Raw genomic sequence first — 22,760 nt, forward strand, 5'->3', positions numbered from 1 at the left:
GCTCACAGGCGTTCCTTGATCTGGTCGGCGAAGATCTCGCGCTTGTGCGCCGGGGTGAGGTAGCAGGCGTCACCGTGCCCGCGGTGCGGGGAGAGCTCGGGGCGGTCGCCCACGCACAGGTCGGGCCCGGCCTGCGCCTGGTAGTCGCAGCGAGGGTGGAACGGGCAGCCCGGTGGCACGTGGATCAGGCTGGGCGGGGTGCCGCGGACGGGTACGAGCGGGACGTCGACGGACGAGCGAAGGCGCGGCATCGACGACAGCAGCCCCCAGGTGTACGGGTGGCGGGGGGTGCCGAGCACCTCGCGGACCGTGCCGCGCTCGACCGCCCTGCCCGCGTACATCACCAGCACCTCCTGGGCGGCGTTCGCCACCACGCCGAGGTCGTGGGTGATCAGGATGATGGCGGTCCCGGTCTGTTCCTGCAGTTCCTTGAGCAGGTCGAGGATCTGCGCCTGCACGGTCACGTCCAGCGCCGTCGTCGGCTCGTCGGCGATGAGCAGGTCGGGGTCGCAGACCAGGGCCATCGCGATCATGACGCGCTGCCGCATCCCGCCGGAGAACTGGTGCGGGTAGTCGTCGACGCGGGAGACGGGGTGCGGGATGCCGACCCGGCGCAGCATCTCCACCGCCCGCCCGCGGGCCTCGCCGCGGCTCGCGCCGGTGTGCCTGCGGTAGGTCTCACTGATCTGGCGGCCCACCGAGTGGTACGGCGAGAGCGAGGTGAGCGGATCCTGGAAGATCATCGCCACCTTGTTCCCGCGCAGGCGCTCCAGCTCGCGGCGCGGCGCCGTGGTCAGCTCCCGGCCGTCGAGGACGATCTCTCCGCTGATCTTCGTGTAGGCGGGATCGTGCAGCCCGAGCACGGCGAGGTTCGTCACCGACTTGCCCGATCCGGACTCGCCGACGATGCCGAGGGTGGTGCCCTTCTCGACGTCGAAACTGAGCCCGTCCACCGCGTGCACGACGCCGTCCTCGGTGTCGAAGTCGACGGTCAGGTCGCGGACCGACAGGAACGGGATGGTCAACGGATACGCTCCTAGCTCAGCCGTACGCGCGGGTCGATGAAGGCGTACGCCGCGTCGACGACGATGTTGAACAGCACGATGGCGGTCGCGGCGACGAGCACCACGCCGAGCAGCATCGGCAGGTCCTGGTTGACCACGGCCTTGATGGACAGCTCGCCGATCCCGTGCAGGACGAAGGTCTGCTCGGTGATGATCGCGCCGCCGAGCAGCGCGCCGAGGTCGACACCGAAGATCGTGATGATGGGTCCCATGGCGCCGCGCCAGGCGAACCGGAGGAACACGGTGCGCGAGGGCATGCCCTTGGCGCGGGCGGTGCGGACGTAGTCCTCGCTGAGCTGCTCGACCATCGACGACCGGGTCATCCGGGTGTAGTTGGCGGTGAAGATGATCGACAGAACCAGCCACGGGATCAGCAGCCCGGAGAACCATTTCACGGGATCGGCCGTGAGCTCGTGGTACGCGGGACGTTCGAAGAGCTGCAACTGGTCGACCAGGACCCAGGTGGCCAGCACGCCCACGAAGTAGATCTGCATCGACGCGCCGATCAGCGACGCCGAGCTGGCGATCTTGTCGGCCGGTCTGCCCTGCCGCGCCGCGGCGATCATGCCCATGCCGATCCCGAACAGCAGGAAGACCACCGCGGCCCCGATGGTCAGCGACAGCGTCGTCGGGAAGCGGTCGACGATCGCGTCGAAGATCGGCTGCTGGTTGACGAAGGAGTAGCCGAGGCAGGGCGCGTCGCAGCGGCCGTAGGTGAAGTCGCGGCCGGCGAAGATGCCGATCAGCCAGTGCCAGTACTGCAGGAACACCGGCTCGTCGATGCCCATGTTGTGCCGGACGAGCTCCAGGGTCTCCGGCGGGCAGATCTTGCCGCAGGCGAACCTCGCCGGGTCGCGGGGGACGGCGAAGAAGAGGAAGAACGTCACGGCACTGATGATCATAAGGATCACCGCGGCGCCGAGGAGCCGGCGGAGCAGGAAGCGGGACATGGGCTCTCCGGTGAGGGCGGCGGGCGGGTCGGCCGACCCGTCCGCCGCGGGAGGGGCTACTGCTTGACGTAGACGTTGGTCGGCGACTGCTCACCCGTGATCGGGTCGAACTCCACCCCGCCGAGGCCGGAGCCGTACAGGCCGAAGTAGGTCTGGTAGAACTCGGGCACGATCGGCGCCTGAGCCATGATCATCTTGTCCACCGCGGCCCACGCCTTGCCCGCCTCGACCGGGTCGAGGATCTCGTTGGCCTTGTCGATGGCCTCGTTGACCTCGGGGACGTTGAGATGGGAGTAGTTCGATCCGTGGTCCACCAGCTGACGTCCGTCGTACGTCAGCGACACGGCCGTGGAACCGGTCGGCCAGTCGGCCGCCCAGCCGCCCCAGTACAGGTCGTAGGGGTTGTCGAGCAGCCCGATCGCGTCGTAGTAGGTGGCGGGGTTGAGCGGCTTGTTGACCACCTTGAAGCCGGCCTTCTCCAGCGACGACTTGATCACCACCGCGGCCTTCTCACCGGTGGGGGTCTGGTTGTAGGCGTAGACGAGGGGCGGGTTCGGCTGCCCGGCCTCGGCGAGCAGCTTCTTCGCCGCCTCGGGGTCGCCCTGCGGCTTGGTGGTCTGGCCGTACAGGTCGAAGGGCTGGTGGCCGAGCACGGTCGGGCTGATCACCGTGCTGGCGAACTTGCCGATGCCCAGCTCGCCGCCGTTGAGCTGGCGGACCTGCTGCATCGGGAACGCCTTGATGATCGCCTGGCGGACCTTGAGATCCTTCACCCGGGTCGTGTTGATGTTGTAGAAGGTGGTGAACGGGGTGAGGCCCTGCATCGTGCGCTTCATCAGTTCCGGGTCGCCGATGACCTGCTGGATGCGCTCGGTGGCGATCGGGTTGTGGAAGGTCATCGCGTGCTTGTCGGCGCCGTTGTCGGCGATGAAGCGGTCGGTCGACTGGAGTGCCTGGACCCCGAACTCCATGTGCCACTTGTCCGGGTAGGCGTTCCTGATCGGGTCGGTCGCCGGGTCCCAGTGCTCGTTGCGCTCCAGGTCCAGGGACTTGTCGGTGACGTGGCTCACGATCTTGTACGGCCCGGCGGAGAAGGGCTGCCTGTCGTACTTCTCCTTGGTGTCGTGCTTCTTCGGCACCGCCCCGTAGCCGGTCATCGCCACGGTGAAGTTGAAGTCGGGGTGGGGCGAGTTGAGATGGAAGACGATGTTCTTGTCGTCGACGGCCTCGATGGTGTCGAGGTGCTTGCCGTCATACGGGCCGGTGTACTTCTGTCCCTTGGGGAGCAGCCACTGCTCGGCGTACGGCGGGCCCTCGGTGGCGAACGGGGCGTAGAGGCGCTCGAAGGAGTGCTTGATGTCGGCGGTGCTGATCGGCGAGCCGTCCTGCCACTTCAGGCCGTCCTTGAGGGTGAACTTCCACGTCTTGCCGCCGTCGTCGGTGCTGCCCGCGTCGACCGCCAGGTCGCCCACCAGGGTGAGGCCGCCGTTGTCGGCCACCTTGTACTCGGTGAGCTGCCGGGTGAACAGCTTGGAGGCGGTGGCGTTGTAGTTCAGGTAGATGCGCGCGGGGTCGAGGTGGGAGAAGTCGTCGCGGTCGATCATGTTGACCGTGCCGCCCTTGACCGCGCCCGGCTCGGGGGCCGCGGGTCCCTTGGAGTCGTCGCCGGTGCCCACCGCGATCTTGTTGAGCGCCTTGACGTCCTGCGACTTGGCCGGCGCCGCGGCCGTGGGCGCCGTCACGCCGCCGCCGCCCTGGGCGCAGGCCGAGAGCGCCAGCATGCCCGCCGCGAGAGCCGCGACGGCGCTCACGGCCCTTCTGCTCGGAGATCTCATGTCGTCATTCCTTATCGTCGTGTCTTGGGATCCAGCGCGTCCCTGAGCGAGTCTCCGAGCAGGTTGAAAGCGAGCACGAAGATCACAATGGCCATGCCGGGGAAGATGAGAAAGGTGATGTCCTCGCGGTAGACCTCGGCGCCTCGCTGGATCATCCGGCCCCAGTCGGGTGTCGGCTCGATGATGCCGACGCCGAGGAAGGACAGCGCCGCCTCGGACGTGACGAACAGCGGCAGCAGCAGCGTCGACTGGATGATGATCGGCGTCCACAGGTTGGGCAGGAGTTCCTTGAAGATGATCCGCGCGGGGGAGGCGCCGGTGACCCTGGCGGCCTCCACGAACTCCCGCTCGCGCAGGGAGAGCACCTGGCCGCGCAGCAGCCGTGCGATCGTCGCCCAGCCGAAGAGGGTGAGCACGGTGATGAGCGAGGCCGCGCGCAGCCAGATCGGCGTCTCCTCCTGGGCGGAGACGAAGATCGACTCCACCACCGGCATGAACGCGATGAAGAACAGGGTGGAGGGGAAGGAGAGCAGGATGTCGATGACCCTGCCCACCAGGTAGTCGGTCTTCCCTCCGGCGTACCCGGCGGTGAGTCCCACGACGACGCCGATCACCGTGGTCAGCACGGTCGCCGCCGCCGCGATCAGCAGCGAGGTGCGGATGCCGTAGATCAGCATCATGAAGACGTCGCGGCCGAGACCGGGTTCGAGGCCGAACCAGAACTCGCCGCTGATGCCGCCGTTCGGCAGGACGGGCCAGCCGTACTCGTTCAGCAGGCCGGGGCGTTCCTGGCCGTAACGGGTGTATGGATCGTTCCCGTAGACCAGGGAGATGAGCGGCGCGCAGATCGCCGTGAGGAGGAAGAAGAGGACGATGCAGGCGGAGATGACGCCGGTGCGGTCGCGGCGGAACCTCAGCCACGTCAGCTGCCCCGGCGAGCGCCCCGCGGTCTCGGGCGCGGCAGCCGTGGCGGCCACGCCGGTGAGGTCGGGCGCGGCTGGTGCGGGCATGGTCATCGTGCGCGGTCTCCCAGGGGACGACCCGGGGGAACCCCGGTTGCGAAAACCATGGCAAACCGCGAGTACAGAAATCAATGGCCGGAGGAGTTCACTTTGTTTCGTTGTGCAATGTAAATCAGGTTGTGCTGCATTCTCCGTTGACATAAATAGGTGCCGACCTGGGAGAATGTTAAATGGATAAAAACTGTTATTCACGGATTTGTGACAGAGTGATGACGTGTTCGGGACACCTATATGCGATCATCTGCCATCACTGGTGTAGCATGCCGGTTTGAAGGGTAACTCTTTACTTATGGCGCCGGGGAGGTGAGGCATGGACCACGGGCTGTTCGGGCCGGAGTCGGTGACCTGGCGGGTGATGGGAGAGCCGATCCTGCTGGTCGGCGGGTTCCGTGCGCTCCTCATGCAGGGGCTGCACCCGAGGGCGATGCGCGGGGTGGCCCAGAACTCCACGCTGATGGACCCGGGTGAGGCGTGGGCGCGCTTCCAGCGCACCACGGAGTTTGTCAGGGTCCGCACGTACGGCACGCTCCCCGAGGTGGAACGGGCGGGCGCCCGGGTCAGGAAGATCCACGCGACCCTCACCGCCCACGACCCCGACACCGGCGAGCACTACCGGCTGGACGAACCCGGGCCGCTGCGCTGGGTGCACGCCTGCGAGGTCGACTCTTACCTGTCCGTGGCCCGCCGGGCGGGGGTGCGACTGGACGACGACGAGGCCGACCGCTTCGTCGCGGAGTGGCGCCGGGCCGCCGAGGTGGTCGGCCTGCGCCCGGCGGACGTGCCCGGCTCCGCCGGCGAGCTGCGCGACTACATCGAGGGGGAGCGGCCCGGCCTCTACTTCGTCCCCGAGGCCGCCCACCCGATGCGGCTGGCCTTCACCGCGCCGCTGCCGTCGCGCCTGGCGCCGCTGCGCCCCGTCCTGCCCGCGCTCACCATGCTCGCCCTCGCGACCATGCCGCGCTGGGCCCGCAGGATGTACGGCCTGCCGGCCACGCCCCTCAGCGATCTGTGGGCGAGCGCCACCCTGAAGACGCTGCACCTGGGCATCGGGCTGGTGCCCGAGCAGGTCCGCTACGCCCCCGACGCCCGCAAGGCCAGACGGCTCATGGCGGTGTGAGCGCCGATCCCCGGAGCGCCCGGCGGGTGGCCGTTCGCGGCGCCGCACCAGACCCGTGGATCGAACACCGCACGGGAGAAGAAGGCCCGCCTCCCGGGTGTCTCCGTGCCGCGGGCGGGATCGGCCGCGACGGTTCGCGCACCTGCCGAACGGCCTGCTCTTCCTGGTCAGGCCGTGGACCGGTGGGCCGGCGGGTGGCCTGGCCTGGAGGGTGCCCGGCGCCGTCATCGGGGGTCGCCATCCCGTCGACGACCAAGCTAGCGCTTGTTAATTCCCCGGGGCCGGTCCACCTTTTTCCTGCGGAACATGGCAGACTGAGATAAGAGCAAGCGTGCTCCGGGGTCGGTGAAATTCCGAACCGGCGGTGACAGTCCGCGACCCGGCCGAATCCATCGGCCGGTTGACCCGGTGGAAATCCGGGACCGACGGTGAGAGTCCGGATGGGAGGAAGCACGCGGGCGATCGGGCATCCACGTGGGCGCCCGCTCGCCAGGCGGTGCGTTCACGCACCCTGCCACCCCCGGGGCCCGCCATGGCTGAAGCTGATGGCGAGGAGGAGGGCCCAGGGTGAGCGACCTCATCCACATGCGGCGGGCGATCGAGCTGGCCGCAGGCGGCAAGGGGACGACCAGTCCCAATCCGGTCGTGGGATGCGTGGTCCTCGACGCCGGCGGACAGGTCGCGGGGGAGGGATACCACGCCCGCGCCGGCGGCCCGCACGCCGAGGTGGCGGCCCTGGCCGAGGCGGGCGAGCGGGCCCGCGGCGGCACCGCCTACGTCACCCTCGAACCCTGTGACCACACCGGCCGCACCGGCCCGTGCACGAAGGCCCTCGCCGACGCGGGCGTCGCCCGGGTCGTCGTGGCGGTGAGCGACCCCAACCCGCTGGCGGCGGGGGGCGCGGAGAGGCTGCGCGACCTGGGAGTGAGCGTCGTGACCGGCGTGCTCGCCGAGGAGGCGGCCCGTGGAAACGCCGAGTGGCTCACCGCCGTCCGCCTCCGCAGGCCCCACGTGACCTGGAAGTTCGCCGCCACGCTCGACGGCCGCTCCGCCGCCGAGGACGGCACCAGCCAGTGGATCACGTCCCCGGAGGCGCGCGCCGACGTGCACCGGCTCCGCGCCGGTTGCGACGCCGTCATCGCGGGCGTCGGCACCGTGCTGGCCGACGACCCCCGGCTCACCGCCCGCCCCCCGCGCGCGCACCCCGCCGGGCCGCCGCTGCGGGTGGTGGTCGACTCCTCGGCCCGCACGCCCGCCACGGCCCAGGTGCTCTCGGACGAGGCGCCGACCCTGCTGGCCGTCGCGGAGGACGCCACGGTCCCCGAGGGCAGGGCCGAGATCCTGCGGCTGCCGCGCGTGCCGTACGGGCTGGATCTGCACGCGCTGCTCGCCGAGCTGCGACGGCGGGAGATCGTCGGGGTGTTGCTGGAAGGCGGGGCGACCCTGGCTGGTTCGTTCATGAGGGAAGGGCTGATCGACCGCGTCGTCGGCTACCTGGCGCCGGCGTTGCTCGGGGCGGGCGCGGCCGCGCTGGGCCCGGCCGGGGTGCGGACGATCGGCGAGACCCACCGGCTTGTCTACGAAGACGTCACCCCTGTCGGGCCCGACCTGCGTGTGGTCGCCCGGCTGGCGAGCAAGGAGGGCTGAACCAGATGTTCACCGGAATCGTTGAGGAGCTCGGCGAGGTCGTCGCGGTGGAGCCGCAACGCGCCGCGGCCAGGCTGTCGATTCGCGGCAAGATCGTCCTGGGCGACGCGTCGCACGGCGACTCGATCGCCGTCAACGGCGTGTGCCTGACCGTGGCGGACACGGACGGCGAGGTCTTCACCGCCGATGTGATGAAGGAGACCCTGGAACGCAGCGCCCTCGGCGCGCTCCGGCCGGGCTCCCCGGTCAACCTGGAGCGTGCGGTCCGCGCCGACCAGCGGCTGGGCGGGCACATCGTGCAGGGCCACGTCGACGGCACCGGCGTGCTGCTGTCCCGTGAGCCCGACGAGCACTGGGAGGTCGTCCGGATCTCGCTCCCCGCCGAGCTGGACCGCTACGTGGTGGAGAAGGGCTCGATCGCGGTCGACGGCGTCAGCCTCACCGTGACCGCCGTCGATCAGGGCGCGTTCGCGGTCAGCCTGATCCCGACGACGCTGCGGGAGACCACCCTCGGTCCGAAACGCCCCGGCGACCCGGTGAACCTGGAGGTGGACGTGATCGCGAAGTACGTGGCGAAGCTGATGACCGGGGTCAGGTCGTGAGCTGGGCCGAAGCCGGATTCCACCTGCTCGGTCAGGACGTGCTCTGGGCCGACCTGATCGGCAACATCTGCGCGCTCGGCACGGTGCTGCTGGCGATCAGACGCACCATCTGGACCTGGCCGGTCCAGCTCACCGGGGCGGTGCTGCTGTTCGCCGCCTCGATCAGCGCCCACGTCACCGGCAACGCCCTCAAGCAGGTCCTCTTCGGCGCGCTGGCGGTCTACGGCTGGTGGAAGTGGTCATACGGCACCCGCGAGGGACGATCCCTCCCCGTACGGCCCGCCACCTCGGGCGAGCGCGCGGCGCTGATCGGCGCGCTGGTCGCCGGCACCGCCCTGGTGGCGACGATCTTCTGGTCGGTCAACACCTTCTTCTTCGAGATCTCATGGAACCCGCTGCCCGACGCCTACATCTTCGTGGGCAGCGCGGTGGCGACCTTCGCGCAAGGCAGGGCCCTGATCGACTTCTGGTGGATCTGGGTGCTGGTCGACCTGGTGGGCGTACCGCTCGCCTTCGCCTCGGGCCTGGTGGTCTCGGGGGCGGTATACGGGGTGTTCCTGGTGCTCGTCGTGATCGGTTACGCGACCTGGCAGCGGGAGTACCGGAACACGGACGAGGTGGTGACGGTATGAGCGACATCAAGCTGGACCCGATCGAGAGAGCGATCGCCGACATCCGCGACGGCAAGGGCGTCGTGGTGGTCGACGACGAGAACCGGGAGAACGAGGGCGACCTGATCTTCGCCGCCTCGGCGGCCACCCCCGAACTGGTCGCCTTCACCATCAGGCACGGCAGCGGCGTCATCTGCGTGTCCGTCCGCGGCGACGAGCTGGACCGGCTCGGCCTGCCGCTGATGGTGAGCGACAACCGCGAGCGGATGCGCACCGCCTACACCATCAGCGTGGACGCCCGCGACGGGGTGAGCACCGGCATCTCCGCCGCCGACCGCGCCCACACCATCCGCGTGCTGTGCGACCCGGCCACCGGCCCCGACGACCTGGTACGGCCGGGCCACGTGTTCCCGCTGCGCTACCGCGAGGGCGGCGTGCTCGCCAGACCGGGACACACGGAGGCGGCCGTCGACCTGGCCGTCCTGGCCGGGCTCCCCCCGGCCGGCGCGCTGTGCGAGGTGGTCAACGACGACGGGACCATGAAACGCCTCGCGGAGCTGCGGGCCTTCGCCGACGAGCACGACCTCGCGCTGGTCTCCATCGAGCAGCTCGCCGACCACCGCCGCCGCACCGAGAGCATGGTCACCCGGGTCACCGAGACCGCGCTGCCCAACCGGCACGGCGAGTGGCGGGCCTACGGCTACGCCAGCTCCCTGGACGGCGGCGAGCACGTCGCGCTGGTGTACGGAGACCTCGAAGACGGCGAGAACATCCTGGTCAGGGCACATTCGGAGTGCCTCACCGGTGACGTGCTCGGCTCCCTGCGCTGTGACTGCGGGGTGCAGCTCGACGGCGCCATGGCCGCGATCGCCGCCGAGGGCCGCGGTGTGGTCGTCTACCTGCGCGGGCACGAGGGACGCGGCATCGGCCTGCTGGCCAAGCTCAAGGCGTACAGCCTGCAGGACAACGGCAGCGACACGGTCGACGCCAACGTGGAGCTCGGGCTGCCGGTGGACGCCAGGGAGTTCTCCAACGCCGGGCAGATCCTCGCCGACCTCGGCGTCAAGTCGGTCAGGCTGCTCACCAACAACCCGGCCAAACTACGCGGGATGGACGGCTACGGCATCAAGGTGCTCGGCCGCGCTCCCATGCCCGCCGCCGTGAACCCCTACAACGAGAAGTACCTCTCGGCCAAGCGCGAGCGTCTCGGCCATTACATTCCCGAGGAGATCGGATGAGTGGGGACGGGCGTCCCGAAACCGGGACGGTGGACGCGAAAGGGCTGAGCGTCGCCATCGTGGCGGCCCGCTGGCACGAGAAGATCACCGACAGGCTGGCGGCGCGTGCCGTACAGGCGGCGCGTGACTGCGGCGCGCAGGCCACCGTGGTGCGGGTGGCGGGCTCGCTGGAGATCCTGGTGGTCGCGCAGGCGCTGGCCCGCACGCACGACGCCGTGGTGGCGCTGGGCGCGGTGATCCGCGGTGAGACGGCCCACTTCGACTACGTCTGCGACGCGGTGACGGCGGGGATCACCCGGATCTCCCTCGACGAGGAGACCCCCGTCGGCAACGGCGTCCTCACCTGCGAGAACCTCGACCAGGCGCTCGACCGGTCGGGCCTGCCCGGCGGCAAGGAGGACAAGGGGTACGAGGCGACCGTCGCCGCGCTGGAGACCGCGCTGATCCTGGGACGGGCGCGTGCCTGATCCGAGCTGACCTGAGCTGACCTGAGCTGATCCGTGTCATCCGCGTGGCTGACCCGGGAGACCGCCGAGGGGGTGCGGTAGGTTGCGTTCGTCCACGTCAGACGACCATGTGAGCGCCGATGTATCAGAACGCGACCCCGCCCTCCCTCCCCGTGACCTGGCGGCCACGCAGAGGCAGGATCGTCGCGTACGGCTTCGCGGCCGTGCTGGTGGTCGGGTCGGTGATCCTCGCGATCGCCCTGCCCGACCCGTTCACGATCGCCGACAAGCTCGCCATGGTCGCGCTGGGCTGTCTGATCGCCGGTGTGCTGCACCTGCTCGGCCGCTGCCGGGTCGAGGCGGACGAGCAGGGCCTCACGCTGGTCAACGCGCTGCGCGTGCACCGCTACTCCTGGCCGGAGGTGCTCGACGTGACCCTCATCGAGGGCGAGCCCTGGGCGAAGATCGACTTCGCCGACGGCGCCACGATCGGGGCGATGGGCATCCAGGGCTCGGAGAAGGAACGCGCCCGGCGGCAGGCGGCCGAGCTGCTCGCGCTGATCCACGAGCGCGCCGAGGCCGGCGAGCCCTGACTTCGTCAAGATCCACCGGAGCCCTCAGGCCCCGCCCCGGCGTAGCCTGATGGTGTGCTGAGCAAGCTTTCCGGCAGGGCCGCGGACATCGACTCGCCGACCAGGCTCGCCGACCTGCTCGACCAGCAGGCGTACCTGGCGGACGAGGGCCTGGCCACCGCATGCTTCCTCGCCCTGCGGATGGGACGCCCGCTGTTCCTGGAGGGCGAGGCCGGCGTCGGCAAGACCGAGCTGGCCAAGACGCTGGCCACGGTGCTGCACGCGCCGCTGATCAGGCTGCAGTGCTACGAGGGACTCGACGCCGCCCAGGCCCTCTACGACTGGGACTTCGCCCGCCAGCTTCTGCACCTCAAGGCCGCCGAGGCCGCCGGGATCACCGACGCGGCGAAGCTGGAGGGGGAGCTGTACGACAGGCGGTTCCTCATCGCCAGGCCGCTGCTCCAGGCCCTGGAGACCCAGCCGAGCGTGCTGCTCGTCGACGAGATCGACCGGGGCGACGACGAGTTCGAGGCGTTCCTGCTGGAGATCCTCTCCGACTACACGATCTCCGTGCCCGAACTGGGCACCATCCGCGCGTCGTCGCCGCCGGTGGTCGTCGTCACCTCCAACCGCACCCGCGAGGTGCACGACGCGCTGAAACGGCGCTGTCTCTACCACTGGCTGGAGCATCCGCCCTTCGACCGCGAGGTGGCCATCCTGCAGCGCCGGCTGCCGCACTGCTCGGAGACCCTGGCCCGGCAGGTGGCGCGGGCGGCGGAGCGGCTGCGCGGGGCCGACCTGGTCAAACCGCCGGGGATCGCCGAGACGCTCGACTGGGCCGAGGCGTTGCTCACGCTGGGCGCCAGGGACCTCGACCCCGGCACGGCCGCCGCGACCCTCGGCGCGGTCCTCAAGCACCGGGAGGACCAGACCGCCGCGCTGAGGAACGGGTTGTTCGGTGGCACGTGACATCGTCGCCACGATGACGGGGTTCGCCCGCACGCTGCGGGCCGCCGGGGTCGCCGCCGACCACGAGCGCACCCAGAACCTGTTGCGCGCCCTGTCCGCGCTCGACGCCGGTGTACCGGCCGACGTCTACTGGGCGGGCCGCCTCACGCTCTGCGCCTCGCCCGACGACCTGGCCAGATACGACCGCTGCTTCACCGCCTACTTCGGCGGCCTGCGCGCCGCCCCCGCCCGGCCCGGCGCGCCGGTGGTGACGGTCACCCGGCACACCGCCGCGTTCGACGGCCACCCCGGGACACGGGACACCGAGCCGGAGATCCTGGCCACCAGCGCGACCGAGGCCGAGACGCTGCGCCACCGTGACGTGGCGGGGCTGAGCGCGGCCGAGCGCGCCGAGGTCCACCGGCTGCTCGCGCTGCTCGGCGGCCACCGGTCCCGCCGCGGGTCACGGCGGTTCACCCCATCGCACCGGGGCGGACTCGACCACCGGCGCACGACCAGGGAGATGCTCCGCAGGGGCGGCGAGGTCGCCGCGCTGCGCCGCCGTACGCATCGGACCAGGCCGCGCCGGGTCGTGCTGGTCGTCGACGTCAGCGGCTCGATGACCCCCTACGCCGACACGTTGCTGCGCCTGGCGCACGCGCTGGTCAGGTCGGAGCCGCGGGCCACCGAGGCGTTCAGCGCCGGCACCCGGCTGACCCGCCTCACCGCCGAACTCCGCCACCGCGACCCGGGCCTGGCCATGGACGCGGCGTCGGCGGCGATTCCCGACTGGAGCGGCGGCACCCGCCTCGGCGAGGAGCTCAAGGCGCTGCTCACGCTGCACGTGGCGCGCGGCGCGACCGTGGTGATCGCCTCGGACGGCTGGGAACGCGGCGACGCCGGCCTGCTCGGCGCCCAGATGGCCCGCCTGGCACGGCTCGCCCACCGGGTGATCTGGGTCAATCCGCACAAGGGTCACGAGGGTTACGAGCCGCTGACCGCCGGGATGCGGGCGGCGTTGCCGTACATCGACGACTTCGTGGCCGGACACAGTCTGGCCGCGTTCGAGGAACTCGCAGAAAGGCTCGGCCATGCGTGACGTACTCAGCCAGATCACCCGGTGGTGGGCGGCGGGGGAGAAGTTCGGCCTGGCCACCGTGGTGAACACCTTCCGCAGCGCGCCGCGCCCGCCCGGCGCGTCGATGGCGGTGCTCGGCGAGGAGGCCGTGGGCAGCGTGTCCGGCGGCTGCGTCGAGGGCGCGGTCTACGAGCTGGCGCGCGAGGTGACCGGCACGGGCGAGGCGGTGCTCCAGAGGTACGGCGTGAGCGACGACGACGCCTTCACCGTCGGGCTGACCTGCGGCGGCATCATCGACATCCTGGTCGAGCAGATCTCCCGCGACACCTATCCCGAGCTGGGCGAGATCGCCGCCTCGATCGCGGCGCAGGAACCGGTCGCGGTCGCCACGGTGCTGTCCGGGCCCGGCGTGGTCGGCTCGCGCCGGGTCATCTGGCCGGAGCGTGCCTCCGGCTCGCTCGGCGTGCGCCGGCTCGACGACGCCGTCGACGACGACGTCCGCGGCATGCTCGCCCAGGGGCTCACCGGCATGCGGAGGTACGGCAGGCAGGGCGAGCGGCGGCTCGACGAGCTGACGGTGTTCGTCCAGTCCTTCGCCCCGCCGCCGCGGATGCTGGTCTTCGGCGCCATCGACTTCGCCGCCGGGGTCGCCAGGCTCGGCAAGTTCCTCGGCTACCACGTGGTGGTCTGCGACGCCAGGCCCGTCTTCGCCACGCCCAAGCGCTTCCCCGACGCCGACGAGGTGGTGGTGAAGTGGCCCCACGACTACCTCACGTCGGTGACCGTCGACGAACGTACGGTGATCGCCGTGCTCACCCACGACCCCAAGTTCGACGTCCCGTTGCTGGAGGTGGCGTTGCGCACGCCGGCGGGCTACGTCGGCGCGATGGGCTCTCGCCGTACCCACGAGGACCGCCTGGCCCGCCTGCGCGAGGCCGGCCTCACCGAGGCCGAGCTGGGCCGGCTGCGCTCGCCGATCGGACTCGACCTCGGCGCGCGCACCCCCGAGGAGACCGCGGTCGCCATCGCGGCCGAGCTGATCCAGCTGAGGTGGGGCGGGTCCGGCAGGCCGCTGACCGACACCACGGGTCGCATCCACGGCGAGCCGTAGGCGTCCGGCGGCGAATCTGGGAGAACATCTGAAGTGGGCGTCCGAGCCCTTGAGCGCATCTGGAGGAGCCACGAACACATCCACGGCGACGGTGGGGCTGCTGCTCGCGGCGGGCGAGGGCCGCCGGCTGGGCACGCCCAAGGCTCAGGTCGAGTTCGAGGGCGAGCGTCTGGTCGACAGGGGCGTGCGGACCCTGCACGACGGCGGCTGCCATCCGGTGGTGGTGGTGCTCGGCGCCGCGATCCTCCAGGTGTGCGGGGCCGTGGTCGTGGCCAACCCCGAATGGCGCTCGGGGATGGGTTCCTCGCTGCGAGCAGGTCTGTCGGCGCTGCCCCCCGGGGCCGAGCGGGTGGTGATCGCCCTCGTCGACCAGCCCAGAATCGAGGCGGAAGCCGTGCGCAGGCTCGTCGCCGCCGCGCACGCGGGCGCGTCCGTCGCCGTCGCCACGTACGGCGGAGCGCTGCGCAACCCGGTCCTGATCACGCGCGAACACTTCGCCGAGGTCGCCGAGGTCGCCGTCGGCGACGTGGGCGCCCGGGCCTTCCTGCGGGCCCGCCGCGACCTGGTGACCGAGGTGCCCTGCGACGACGTGGGTGATCCCACCGACATCGACACCCCCGAGGACCTCGCGATCCTGGAGAACCGCTAGCCCTGTCTCCGCACGTTGGGGTCATTGAGGATCAAGCGGATGTTCGATACACGAGATATCCGCTGAAATCACCCACGTGGGGGGAAACGAGGGGCTAGCCGCTGCTTCCGCTGCGATGTCCGCGACTGTCACGGTATTTCCGTATCATCGACTGCATGACCCCTGAGCGCCCGGAGCCCGTCCACCGTGGCGAGCTGCGCATCTCGCATGCTGATCGTGAAGCGGTGGTAGAGCGGCTGAGGGAGGCGGCGGCCGAGGGTCGCATCGACCTCGACGAGCTGGATGCCAGGCTGGGCCAAGCCCTGACCGCCAAGACCTTCGCCGATGTGGCGCCCCTCACCGCCGATCTGCCGTCCGATCCGCCCCCGGATCCGGGGAAGCCGCTGGTCCTCAAGGGAGGCATGCACGGCGCGGTGCGCGCCGGGTCCTGGCAGGTGCCAGCCAAAATAGCCGTGTACGGCGGGATGGGCAGCGCCAAGCTGGATTTCACCCGGGTCGGCTGCCGGCTGCCTGAGGTCGAAGTGGAAGTGCACGGCCAGATGGGCGGTGTCACGGTCATCATCCCCGACGGCTGGGCCGCGGACACCGGAGGAGTGGATCCCGGCCTCGGCGGGTTCAGGGACAAAACCACCCCCGACCGGCTCCCGGGCACACCGCTGATCCGCCTCATCGGCACCGGCGGTGCGGCGGGCGTGGTCATCCGCCACCCCAACAGCTGGGAACGCCGCGCGCTGAGACGCAGTCAGTCGCGGTGAGGAGCCGAGGGCTCCACCCCCCTGCGTGACTACAGCCGTAGTTCGGCCACCGCGGCGTGGTGGTCGCTGCCGGGGGCGGGCTCGACCGCGGCGCGGGTGGCGACGAGGCCGCGGTACAGGATGTGGTCGGGACGCGTGACGGGGAACCGCGCCGGCCAGGTGAAGCCGAAACCGGCGCCGGCCTCCAGATGGGCGTCGGACAGCGGGGGTACCAGGCTGTCGAGCTGCCGGTCGGTCGTGGCCGTGTTGAGGTCGCCGAGCAGCAGCAGATGCCTGCTGCGGTCGCGCGCGATCAGCCGCCGCGCGGTGGCGAGCGTCTGGTCACGTCGGACCGTCTCGCCCGGCCTGGCCGAGGCCAGATGCATGACGTAGACCGTCACCCTGCCCTTGGGCGTCCGGACGACCGCTCGCAGCGCACGCTCCCAGCCGAGGCCGGTGTCGATCCGGCGGGTGCTCGCGATGGGGTAACGGCTCCACAGCCCGACCGTGCCCACCGTGTAGTGGTGCGGGTAACGCGCGCGGAGCACCCGGGGGAGCCGGGCTCTGGCCTGGGCGGTCATCTCCTGCAGTGCGATCAGGTCGCGCCGGCCGGCCACGGCGCGGACGGTGTCGACCGGGTCGGTGTTCGCCGCGCCGACGTTCAGGGTGGCCACCGACAGGTCGCTGGGCCCGCCGGGCGGACTGCGCAGCAGGCCGGGCGCGAACAGCAGCCCCCAGACGGCGGCGGGCACCAGGGCCGCCGCGACGGGGGGCCAGGAACGGGTGCAGAACGCCGTGACCACTAGCACGGGCACCGCGAGCCCCAGCCAGGGCAGCAGGCTCTCCAGGATCGGCGTGGCCCCGCCCAGCTCCGGCAGCAGCCGATGGCCGCCGAGCAGCACCGCGAGGAACCCCGCGGCCACGATGACGGCCCTACCCAGCACAGCGCTCCCCCACGATCGTCATCCCGGACTGCGAGGTTAGCGGGCTGAAGACCTCTGAGTTGCCGCCACTGGCCGCTCGGATGTGGTTGGCCGGCTCGGCTGGTGGGTCAGGCGGTGGGTTCAGTGGCTACCCCCAGTAGTCCTGACTCCGGACGGAACGCGGAAACTCCACGATCGCCGCACTGTAAGCCATGACACTTCGTCTATTCGATCCGCCCCCACCGGCCATCCTTCGCGATCCGGCACAGTGCGATCCCGACGACGGTCTCCGGAGGGACATAACCGAAGGATCGCGAATCATAACTCTGCTCGGGATTATCGCCCAACAGATATAGATGCCCCTTGGGAACATTGCTCCCGCATTCTGGACTCTTACCCTCGGGGCCGGTGTCCGTTGAAGCCCCGGCCACACGGGCCACCCTCTTGATAAGCAGCCTGCTGAACCGGCCGTCTGCGTGCACGTCAAGATCGGGACCGACGGCGGGGCTTCCGAGAGCGGCGAATAACGCTTTAAGGTCGCGAGGCCGTTGCACGACGACTATCCGATCCAACGTTCGTGTCTCGCAGGCATTTTTCCACACCAGAACACGATCCCCGGCCAGGAGGGTGGGCTCCATGCTACTGCCGTTCACCTTTGCGACGATCAGGTACCTCCGCACCACGCATACTGTGACAAGCGGAAAGATCGCGAGGATAAGTGCTGCGAGATGGAAATCCATTCTATCCCCTCGGTGGAGATCAATCGATGGGCGCCGGCCCCATGCTTATCTCGTAGCCGTCCGACTGCAAGGAAAATAGCTTCGAATATACCCCTGCGTCATTCATGAGTTGATCGTGGGTGCCGTCCTCGGCAATGACGCCCTCATCGACGACAAGGATCCTGTCGGCATCGCGAATAGTGTTCAGCCTGTGCGAGATGAGGATCGTCACTCCTCTGCTTCTCATACCCTGCAGTCGTTCTCTGATGTCCGCCTCGCCGTTCGGGTCCAAACCAGAGGTAGGCTCATCCAGTAGAAGTAAGTCACGGCTGCCGCGGAAGAACGCTCGAGATATCGCGATTCGCTGCCATTGTCCCCCGGAGGGGACGACGCCTACCGCCGCGTCATTCTCATCCGGCCCGCCCATGAACAATCGAGAAAGCAGGGTGTCGTAGCCATTGGGCAGATTCTCAAGGTAATGTGCGATGTCCGCCTGATGGGCGGCCCGCTGAATCAGCTCCGCCTCGCCGATTCTGGCGATGTCGCCGAGTGCCACATTGACGGCCGCCGACATGTCATAGTTCATATGATCCTGAAATACCACACTGATCTTGCTGCGGAGTGCATCGACATCCATTTTACTGATGTCGATGCCATCCCAAAGAATTGTTCCCGACTGGGGCTCGTAAAAACGGCATAGAAGTTTGATCAGAGTGCTCTTGCCGGCGCCGTTGAGTCCTACAATGCCCACGGCCTGGCCTCGCGGGATGAAAAAGCTGACACCACGCAGGACCCAAGGATGTCCCTCTTCGTATTTAAACCAGACGTCGCGAACCTCAAGGCCTTCTCTCAATTGTGGCAACAGCGCGTCGTCGTGCGACGACGTCAGCCGCGATCGTGCGTGGACCAGCTCGCCGAAATGCCCGAAAAGCAAAAGTGACTCGTGAAGGCCGCCGACCGCATTCATGATGGAGCCGGCCGCTGTCTGGACACCTGTCGCGGCCGCTATGAATGCGGTCATTTCACCAATGCTGAGCGACCCGTCGCGAACGGCCCACACGGCCCAGATGCCGCCGAGTGCGATCGCCAGTATCCCAAGTCCGGAAAGAAACGTTTCCGTCAGCGACTCTTTCCTCTCGACGCTCTTCTTGGCGGCGTTGGCCCGGTTCCTGTCTGCGATTGCCTGTCGCTTGAAGAACTCGCTCAGATTGAACAGTCGAATTTCCTTGGCCGCTGACACGCTGACGAGGAGATTGCTGAAGAAGAACTCTCTGCGCTGTATCGGGCTGATATGCTCAATCACGGCCACGCGCCGCCTCGCGAGCCGCAACTGATTGAGAAGAACGACCACCGATGTGACGAGCAGGCTCGAGGCCATGGGAAGGCTGATGACCGCCAGCGCCCAGAGGATTCCCACCAGAGATATGGCATCACGAACCAAGCCTAACAAGCCCATCACGAGCCGATCACAGGTAGCGGTGGCCTGCTGCGCATGACGGATTCGGTCGAGGAAGTGCGGGTCTTCGAAATGGCTGATGCCTTTGATGTTCGCTAGAGCATCATATAAGGAGCCGACAGCCCTGACCCCCGCGCGTCTCCCGACCTCATTCCCGAAGTACAGAGTCCAGCTCGGAATGATCGCGCCCAGCAGCATCGCCCCCATGAGGCTGGCCAGGGATACACCGACAACGGAGATGGGAGCCCGCATGATCAGCGCATCCACAAGCACTTTCGTCTGCACTACGACCACGATGGGAAGTGCGCCCTGTATGACAGTCAGAACCGCGTGGCTCACCGTATGTATCCGTGCCGCCTGCCACACGATAGAGGTGGCGTGGGCTCCGGCTCTGACGAGCCGGTACGGCGTTGTCAGCCATCGCTCCCAGTGCTTCGGCCACATACAGCTAAGCCCTTGCCAGTTCACCGGTCAAAGAGCGCATGTCCGTCCCTGCGGCGATCACCACTCCGTCTGAATCGATCACGTACAACATCGGGTACGCCTTGGAATCGAACGCCTTCGAGATGTTCCCATCGAAGTCCTCGACGACTACCTGGGATACCTCACGTAGCTGGCTCACATAACGATCCATCTTCGAGGTATCAGCCTGGAAAACAGCGCTAATCACCTGGCCCCCGTTCACCGTAAATTCCTTCGAGTAGGCGAGGAACTCGGGGAGGAGGACCTCACACGGTGCGCAGCCAGGGAAGAAGAATCCCACAAGAGTAGAACCGGTAGGACTTGGCATGGCCACCTTGTGGCCTGCGACATCGACGGCTGTAGTCGCGTCTACCACCGCACCAAGCCGTAGACCCGAGTACGGAACATCTGTGAGTTCCGATCGCAGCCGAATACTTTCCTGTAATTTAGCCATAGCACTCCGGAACGCCCGAATCGTCAGCAGGATGAGGAGGAGGTTGCCCAGCGAAAGCACGCCCACGGCCACAACCGCGATCTCTGCCATGTGGAGTAATTCCTTTCACTTGTGAGTGGTCTCTGATGCATAATCTTGGTCGATAGGACCGGCGTCATGCAGTATGTCCCCAATTTTTCACCCACCACGAACATCAAGGCCACCGCTAACCCGCAGCTGACCGAGGTCAATGCGGAGAGTGCGTCCAACGGAAGTGGCTCTTGAGTGGTTAGTGTCAGTCCCAGGACCGCCAGTAAGAAGAACGCTGCATTGCGCAGGACATGACGAACGCCAAGGGGAACCGATGTGTCGCCGAAGCAACGGCAGGGTCTTGTTTTCTTGGCCCTGATAGCGAGCAGCACCGTGACTAGAAGAACAGCGGTCATCGCCAGCGAGACAAGGAAGCCGGGGCCGGCTGTCACATCGAACGCAAGCAGGAGCGGGATACAGAACTCAACCAGCATGAGAAGAGCGGCCAGTCGCGTCGCCCAGCGCATGGATACATGGAACAGGTAAATGAGGTATTCATGGAACTGCTTTCTGGAATCACGCGTCCATATTTTCGAGATTGCAGCCCAGGCGAACACGGTAGCCAGAAAGGATCGGATTCCAATTTCCAGATAGACCATTATGCGACTCGCTGAATTCTGCTCAGAGAACTTGGGGGCTACACGATGGTGCAGTGCGGAGATAGCACGAGGGGCTTCCTCCTTGGGGGCGCTGTTCAAGCGGAATGACGACCTCAAGGAGGAAGCTGCCTACTACCGGGCTAGCATGTGCCGCATGAGTCCGTCCAGCATGCCCAGCCGGTTCCGTCGCAGTAGTTCACGCAGGTCTTGAGCTTTGAATGCGTACTCGTGCAGTAGGTGCACTGGTAGGCATAGGCAGGCGGGCAGTCCGCCTTGACAGAGACTTCGGGAAGGATGACCGACAGAGCTTGGCCAAATCTTTTCCTAAGCAAACGCATCGTGCTTCGACCTCCGAATTTCTTCGCTGATGATATGCGCCTTGAACTTGTGTGCGTCGGACAATGCCCGACATGGGGATTGAACGGCGCCCTGCCGAACAAGCACCTACAGCGCGCCGGCAAGAGCCGCAAACACCTCACCGTCTTACGGTCACACCAAATTCGACTGGGTGGTTTCTGGATTTCCACCGGATGTCGGCACGCAAGCCGGGGAGCATCCCCTTTGAGATCGGCACGAAAAGTCACGATTATCAAAGAGGATGCAGGCCGCTACCGGGCTAGCACGTGCCGCATGAGTCCGTCCAGCATGCCCAGCCGGTTCCGTCGCAGTAGTTCACGCAGGTCTTGAGCTTTGAGCGTGTACCCGTGCAGTAGATGCACTGGTAGGCATAGTAAGGCGGGCAATCCGCCTTGACAGAGACTTCGGGAAGGATGACCGACAGAGCTTGACCGAGCTTTTCTGCAAGCAATCTCATCGCGCCTTGACCTCCGATTTGCTGATGATCAACTCTTTGAATTGCATCGGTTCGTGAATGTCGAAAGTTCTTCGTAGGCGTTTAGTGCACCCTCCTTGCTCGATTGTGTGCCGCACGGCCGGCGATGGCCTCGCCAAGGATTCCCCGTTCATGCGGCTTTACGGGATCCACTGCTTCGATCTGCGTCAACTATGTGGCGCCTGCTGAAATCCTGCGCTCCAACGCTCACTTTGTCGTTGACTCTCCTTGCACGGCTGTTGACTAATCCTGCACAGCCGTGGTGTACGAGGGGGAGTGTCTGTAGTCGCTAAGCCCCAGCGCGTGGCGATGGCGTGGATGGGGCGGTTGCGGAGGGAAGGATCGGCAAGGTCGTGGCGGCAGCGTTCCAGGCGGCGTTCGCGGATCCAGGCGGCCACGGCGCGGCCTTCTTCCTGGAAGAGGATGTACAGGAGGCGGGTGGAGATCCCGTGGGCGGTGGCGATGGTGTCGGGGGTGAGGTCGGGTTCGCCGAGGTGCTGCTGGATGAAGGCGTGGATGCGCTGCTTCAGGGCGCGTCTGCGGACCTCTGTGGGGATGGTTTCCTCGGCGTCCGCGTAGCCGGCGAGGACGGTGGTCAGGAGGTCGACGGTGACCTGAGTCAGGGTGGGGATGTCGGCTGGGGTGAACTCGCCGGCACGTGCGTTGAGGTCGGCCAGCCAGCGGGCCAACACCCCGCCCATGCCGCGGCGCCCGTCGATCGGGACAGCGAGCAGGTGCCGCATCGTCTTCTCCGGTATCGGCAGCAGCGCGCGTGGACACTGCACGGTCAGATGCGACCAGTTGTCCGGGAGGGCGTGGGCGTCGCCGCGGAAGAGGCGACTGCTGTCCAACACCACGAGGTCACCGGTACGCAACTCCGTGTCACTCCCGGCCACAGAGAGGACGCCCTCCCCGCAGAGGAAGTAGTTGATCTGGTACACCTCCGGGTCGGACTGCCGTATCACCTTCGCTGTCCGCGCGATCTCCAGATGCGGATAGGCCAGTGCGGACGCCTGTAATCGCCCTAAGTCCACGACGCGCATCTTGGCGCGGAAGTCCTCGTGGTCGTCGCTGCGCAGCCGGTTGGGCATGTGCGACCGTGCTGTGATTTCCCGCCACAGCGCAAACCGCTCCGGTGCGGCCACGACCTCCGTGCTGAAGTCGGTCACCAGCATCCAGCACCCCCCTCTAGCCGCCGGTCACCGCGGCTTTCGAGTTGAGTTCCATGCGAGACTCTGCAACAGAGCCGCTCATTGGAAGGTCCTACTTCTCCCGAACTGATACGGACAGGTTCTCTTGGGCGCGATTCCCAGACCTGATCCCGCTCTTGGCGCAGGAATGGGTGGGTTCGCCGCCCGAGGAGTACACACAGAGCCTTGTGGACACAAACGAGCCCTCATTAAAGGGGATCGCGCCGTGCACATCCAAGGTCTTTCGGCTGTCCCGAACAATCCCGAACAATCCAGAACAATCCCGAACGTTGTCGCGCGGGCCGGAACCGAGTGATCTCACTCGTGTCACCCGAGCCCGCCGAAGAGAGTCATGCGGTGGCCGAATCCCCGCACCTGGCAAGGCCGGGTTGCGCCCGCGGACGTGGTGTATGGGCTTCTCCAGCTAAGGGC

Annotated in this window: 22 protein-coding genes and 1 riboswitch; of the genes, 12 read left to right on the forward strand and 10 right to left on the reverse strand. The window is 67.8% G+C overall.

Features of this window, described 5'->3' with window-relative positions; translation table 11 throughout:
- Nucleotides 1–2 precede the first annotated feature (2 nt).
- The 4 genes from MBA17_RS03740 to MBA17_RS03755 are packed head-to-tail and all read right to left on the reverse strand — an operon-like array spanning nucleotide 3 to nucleotide 4,859.
- A complete protein-coding gene (locus MBA17_RS03740) occupies nucleotides 3–1,025 on the reverse strand; it encodes an ABC transporter ATP-binding protein (RefSeq protein WP_238494793.1) in 1,023 nt (340 codons plus the stop codon).
- 11 nt (nucleotides 1,026–1,036) lie between these two features.
- On the reverse strand, nucleotides 1,037–2,014 hold the full coding sequence (locus tag MBA17_RS03745) for an ABC transporter permease (protein ID WP_238494794.1): 978 nt from the start codon (nucleotides 2,012–2,014) through the stop codon (nucleotides 1,037–1,039).
- Nucleotides 2,015–2,070: 56 nt separating this feature from the next.
- Entirely contained in the window at nucleotides 2,071–3,849 is a 1,779-nt protein-coding gene (locus MBA17_RS03750) for an ABC transporter substrate-binding protein (protein ID WP_238494795.1), read from the reverse strand.
- Nucleotides 3,850–3,860: 11 nt separating this feature from the next.
- Nucleotides 3,861–4,859, reverse strand: coding sequence for an ABC transporter permease (locus MBA17_RS03755; RefSeq protein WP_238494796.1), 999 nt, complete (start codon nucleotides 4,857–4,859; stop codon nucleotides 3,861–3,863).
- A gap of 322 nt (nucleotides 4,860–5,181) precedes the next feature.
- On the opposite strand from MBA17_RS03755, the gene MBA17_RS03760 reads away from it, so the two are divergent.
- From MBA17_RS03760 to MBA17_RS03815, 12 genes are all read left to right on the forward strand, one after another.
- Nucleotides 5,182–5,988 carry an oxygenase MpaB family protein gene (locus MBA17_RS03760; protein WP_238494797.1) on the forward strand — a complete coding sequence of 269 codons (807 nt, stop codon included), beginning with the start codon at nucleotides 5,182–5,184 and terminating at the stop codon, nucleotides 5,986–5,988.
- Nucleotides 5,989–6,315: 327 nt separating this feature from the next.
- Nucleotides 6,316–6,446, forward strand: a riboswitch (FMN riboswitch).
- A 109-nt stretch (nucleotides 6,447–6,555) separates the two neighbouring features.
- Complete coding sequence (gene ribD / locus MBA17_RS03765; protein ID WP_238494798.1) at nucleotides 6,556–7,635, forward strand: bifunctional diaminohydroxyphosphoribosylaminopyrimidine deaminase/5-amino-6-(5-phosphoribosylamino)uracil reductase RibD; 1,080 nt, start codon at nucleotides 6,556–6,558, stop codon at nucleotides 7,633–7,635.
- Between the two features lie 5 nt (nucleotides 7,636–7,640).
- On the forward strand, nucleotides 7,641–8,237 hold the full coding sequence (locus MBA17_RS03770; protein WP_238494799.1) for a riboflavin synthase: 597 nt from the start codon (nucleotides 7,641–7,643) through the stop codon (nucleotides 8,235–8,237).
- Nucleotides 8,234–8,869, forward strand: a complete 636-nt coding sequence (locus tag MBA17_RS03775) for a nicotinamide mononucleotide transporter family protein (RefSeq protein WP_238494800.1) — start codon at nucleotides 8,234–8,236, stop codon at nucleotides 8,867–8,869. Before MBA17_RS03770 ends, MBA17_RS03775 begins: the two co-directional genes overlap by 4 nt.
- Entirely contained in the window at nucleotides 8,866–10,086 is a 1,221-nt protein-coding gene (locus MBA17_RS03780) for a bifunctional 3,4-dihydroxy-2-butanone-4-phosphate synthase/GTP cyclohydrolase II (protein ID WP_238494801.1), read from the forward strand. Before MBA17_RS03775 ends, MBA17_RS03780 begins: the two co-directional genes overlap by 4 nt.
- The gene (ribH, locus tag MBA17_RS03785) at nucleotides 10,083–10,553 is read left to right on the forward strand and encodes a 6,7-dimethyl-8-ribityllumazine synthase (RefSeq protein WP_238494802.1); all 471 of its coding nucleotides are present in this window, start codon (nucleotides 10,083–10,085) and stop codon (nucleotides 10,551–10,553) included. Before MBA17_RS03780 ends, ribH begins: the two co-directional genes overlap by 4 nt.
- A gap of 119 nt (nucleotides 10,554–10,672) precedes the next feature.
- The gene (locus MBA17_RS03790) at nucleotides 10,673–11,125 is read left to right on the forward strand and encodes a PH domain-containing protein (protein WP_238494803.1); all 453 of its coding nucleotides are present in this window, start codon (nucleotides 10,673–10,675) and stop codon (nucleotides 11,123–11,125) included.
- Between the two features lie 54 nt (nucleotides 11,126–11,179).
- Nucleotides 11,180–12,073 carry an AAA family ATPase gene (locus MBA17_RS03795; RefSeq protein WP_238494804.1) on the forward strand — a complete coding sequence of 298 codons (894 nt, stop codon included), beginning with the start codon at nucleotides 11,180–11,182 and terminating at the stop codon, nucleotides 12,071–12,073.
- A complete protein-coding gene (locus MBA17_RS03800; protein WP_455432681.1) occupies nucleotides 12,063–13,151 on the forward strand; it encodes a vWA domain-containing protein in 1,089 nt (362 codons plus the stop codon). Before MBA17_RS03795 ends, MBA17_RS03800 begins: the two co-directional genes overlap by 11 nt.
- Nucleotides 13,144–14,241, forward strand: a complete 1,098-nt coding sequence (locus tag MBA17_RS03805) for an XdhC family protein (RefSeq protein WP_238494805.1) — start codon at nucleotides 13,144–13,146, stop codon at nucleotides 14,239–14,241. The genes MBA17_RS03800 and MBA17_RS03805 overlap by 8 nt, the downstream gene beginning before the upstream one ends.
- 91 nt (nucleotides 14,242–14,332) lie before the next feature.
- Nucleotides 14,333–14,890 (forward strand): nucleotidyltransferase family protein, encoded by a 558-nt coding sequence (locus tag MBA17_RS03810; protein ID WP_238494806.1) that lies wholly within the window; start codon nucleotides 14,333–14,335, stop codon nucleotides 14,888–14,890.
- Between the two features lie 155 nt (nucleotides 14,891–15,045).
- Complete coding sequence (locus MBA17_RS03815) at nucleotides 15,046–15,645, forward strand: DUF1707 SHOCT-like domain-containing protein (protein ID WP_238494807.1); 600 nt, start codon at nucleotides 15,046–15,048, stop codon at nucleotides 15,643–15,645.
- Nucleotides 15,646–15,674: 29 nt separating this feature from the next.
- Here the strand turns inward: MBA17_RS03815 and MBA17_RS03820 are convergent, their stop codons facing one another.
- From MBA17_RS03820 to MBA17_RS03840, 6 genes are all read right to left on the reverse strand, one after another.
- Nucleotides 15,675–16,568, reverse strand: coding sequence for an endonuclease/exonuclease/phosphatase family protein (locus MBA17_RS03820; RefSeq protein WP_238494808.1), 894 nt, complete (start codon nucleotides 16,566–16,568; stop codon nucleotides 15,675–15,677).
- Nucleotides 16,569–16,771: 203 nt separating this feature from the next.
- Complete coding sequence (lepB, locus tag MBA17_RS50205; RefSeq protein WP_455432682.1) at nucleotides 16,772–17,287, reverse strand: signal peptidase I; 516 nt, start codon at nucleotides 17,285–17,287, stop codon at nucleotides 16,772–16,774.
- A 19-nt stretch (nucleotides 17,288–17,306) separates the two neighbouring features.
- The gene (locus MBA17_RS50210) at nucleotides 17,307–19,007 is read right to left on the reverse strand and encodes an ABC transporter ATP-binding protein (RefSeq protein WP_238494809.1); all 1,701 of its coding nucleotides are present in this window, start codon (nucleotides 19,005–19,007) and stop codon (nucleotides 17,307–17,309) included.
- A 163-nt stretch (nucleotides 19,008–19,170) separates the two neighbouring features.
- Entirely contained in the window at nucleotides 19,171–19,728 is a 558-nt protein-coding gene (locus tag MBA17_RS03830; RefSeq protein WP_238494810.1) for a TlpA family protein disulfide reductase, read from the reverse strand.
- Nucleotides 19,662–20,306 (reverse strand): MauE/DoxX family redox-associated membrane protein, encoded by a 645-nt coding sequence (locus MBA17_RS03835; protein WP_238494811.1) that lies wholly within the window; start codon nucleotides 20,304–20,306, stop codon nucleotides 19,662–19,664. The genes MBA17_RS03830 and MBA17_RS03835 overlap by 67 nt, the downstream gene beginning before the upstream one ends.
- A 999-nt stretch (nucleotides 20,307–21,305) precedes the next feature.
- On the reverse strand, nucleotides 21,306–22,313 hold the full coding sequence (locus MBA17_RS03840; RefSeq protein ID WP_238494812.1) for an AraC family transcriptional regulator: 1,008 nt from the start codon (nucleotides 22,311–22,313) through the stop codon (nucleotides 21,306–21,308).
- Nucleotides 22,314–22,760: the final 447 nt, after the last annotated feature.

Source organism: Dolomitihabitans soli (assembly GCF_022213955.1).
GTDB lineage: Bacteria > Actinomycetota > Actinomycetes > Streptosporangiales > Streptosporangiaceae > Streptosporangium_A > Streptosporangium_A soli.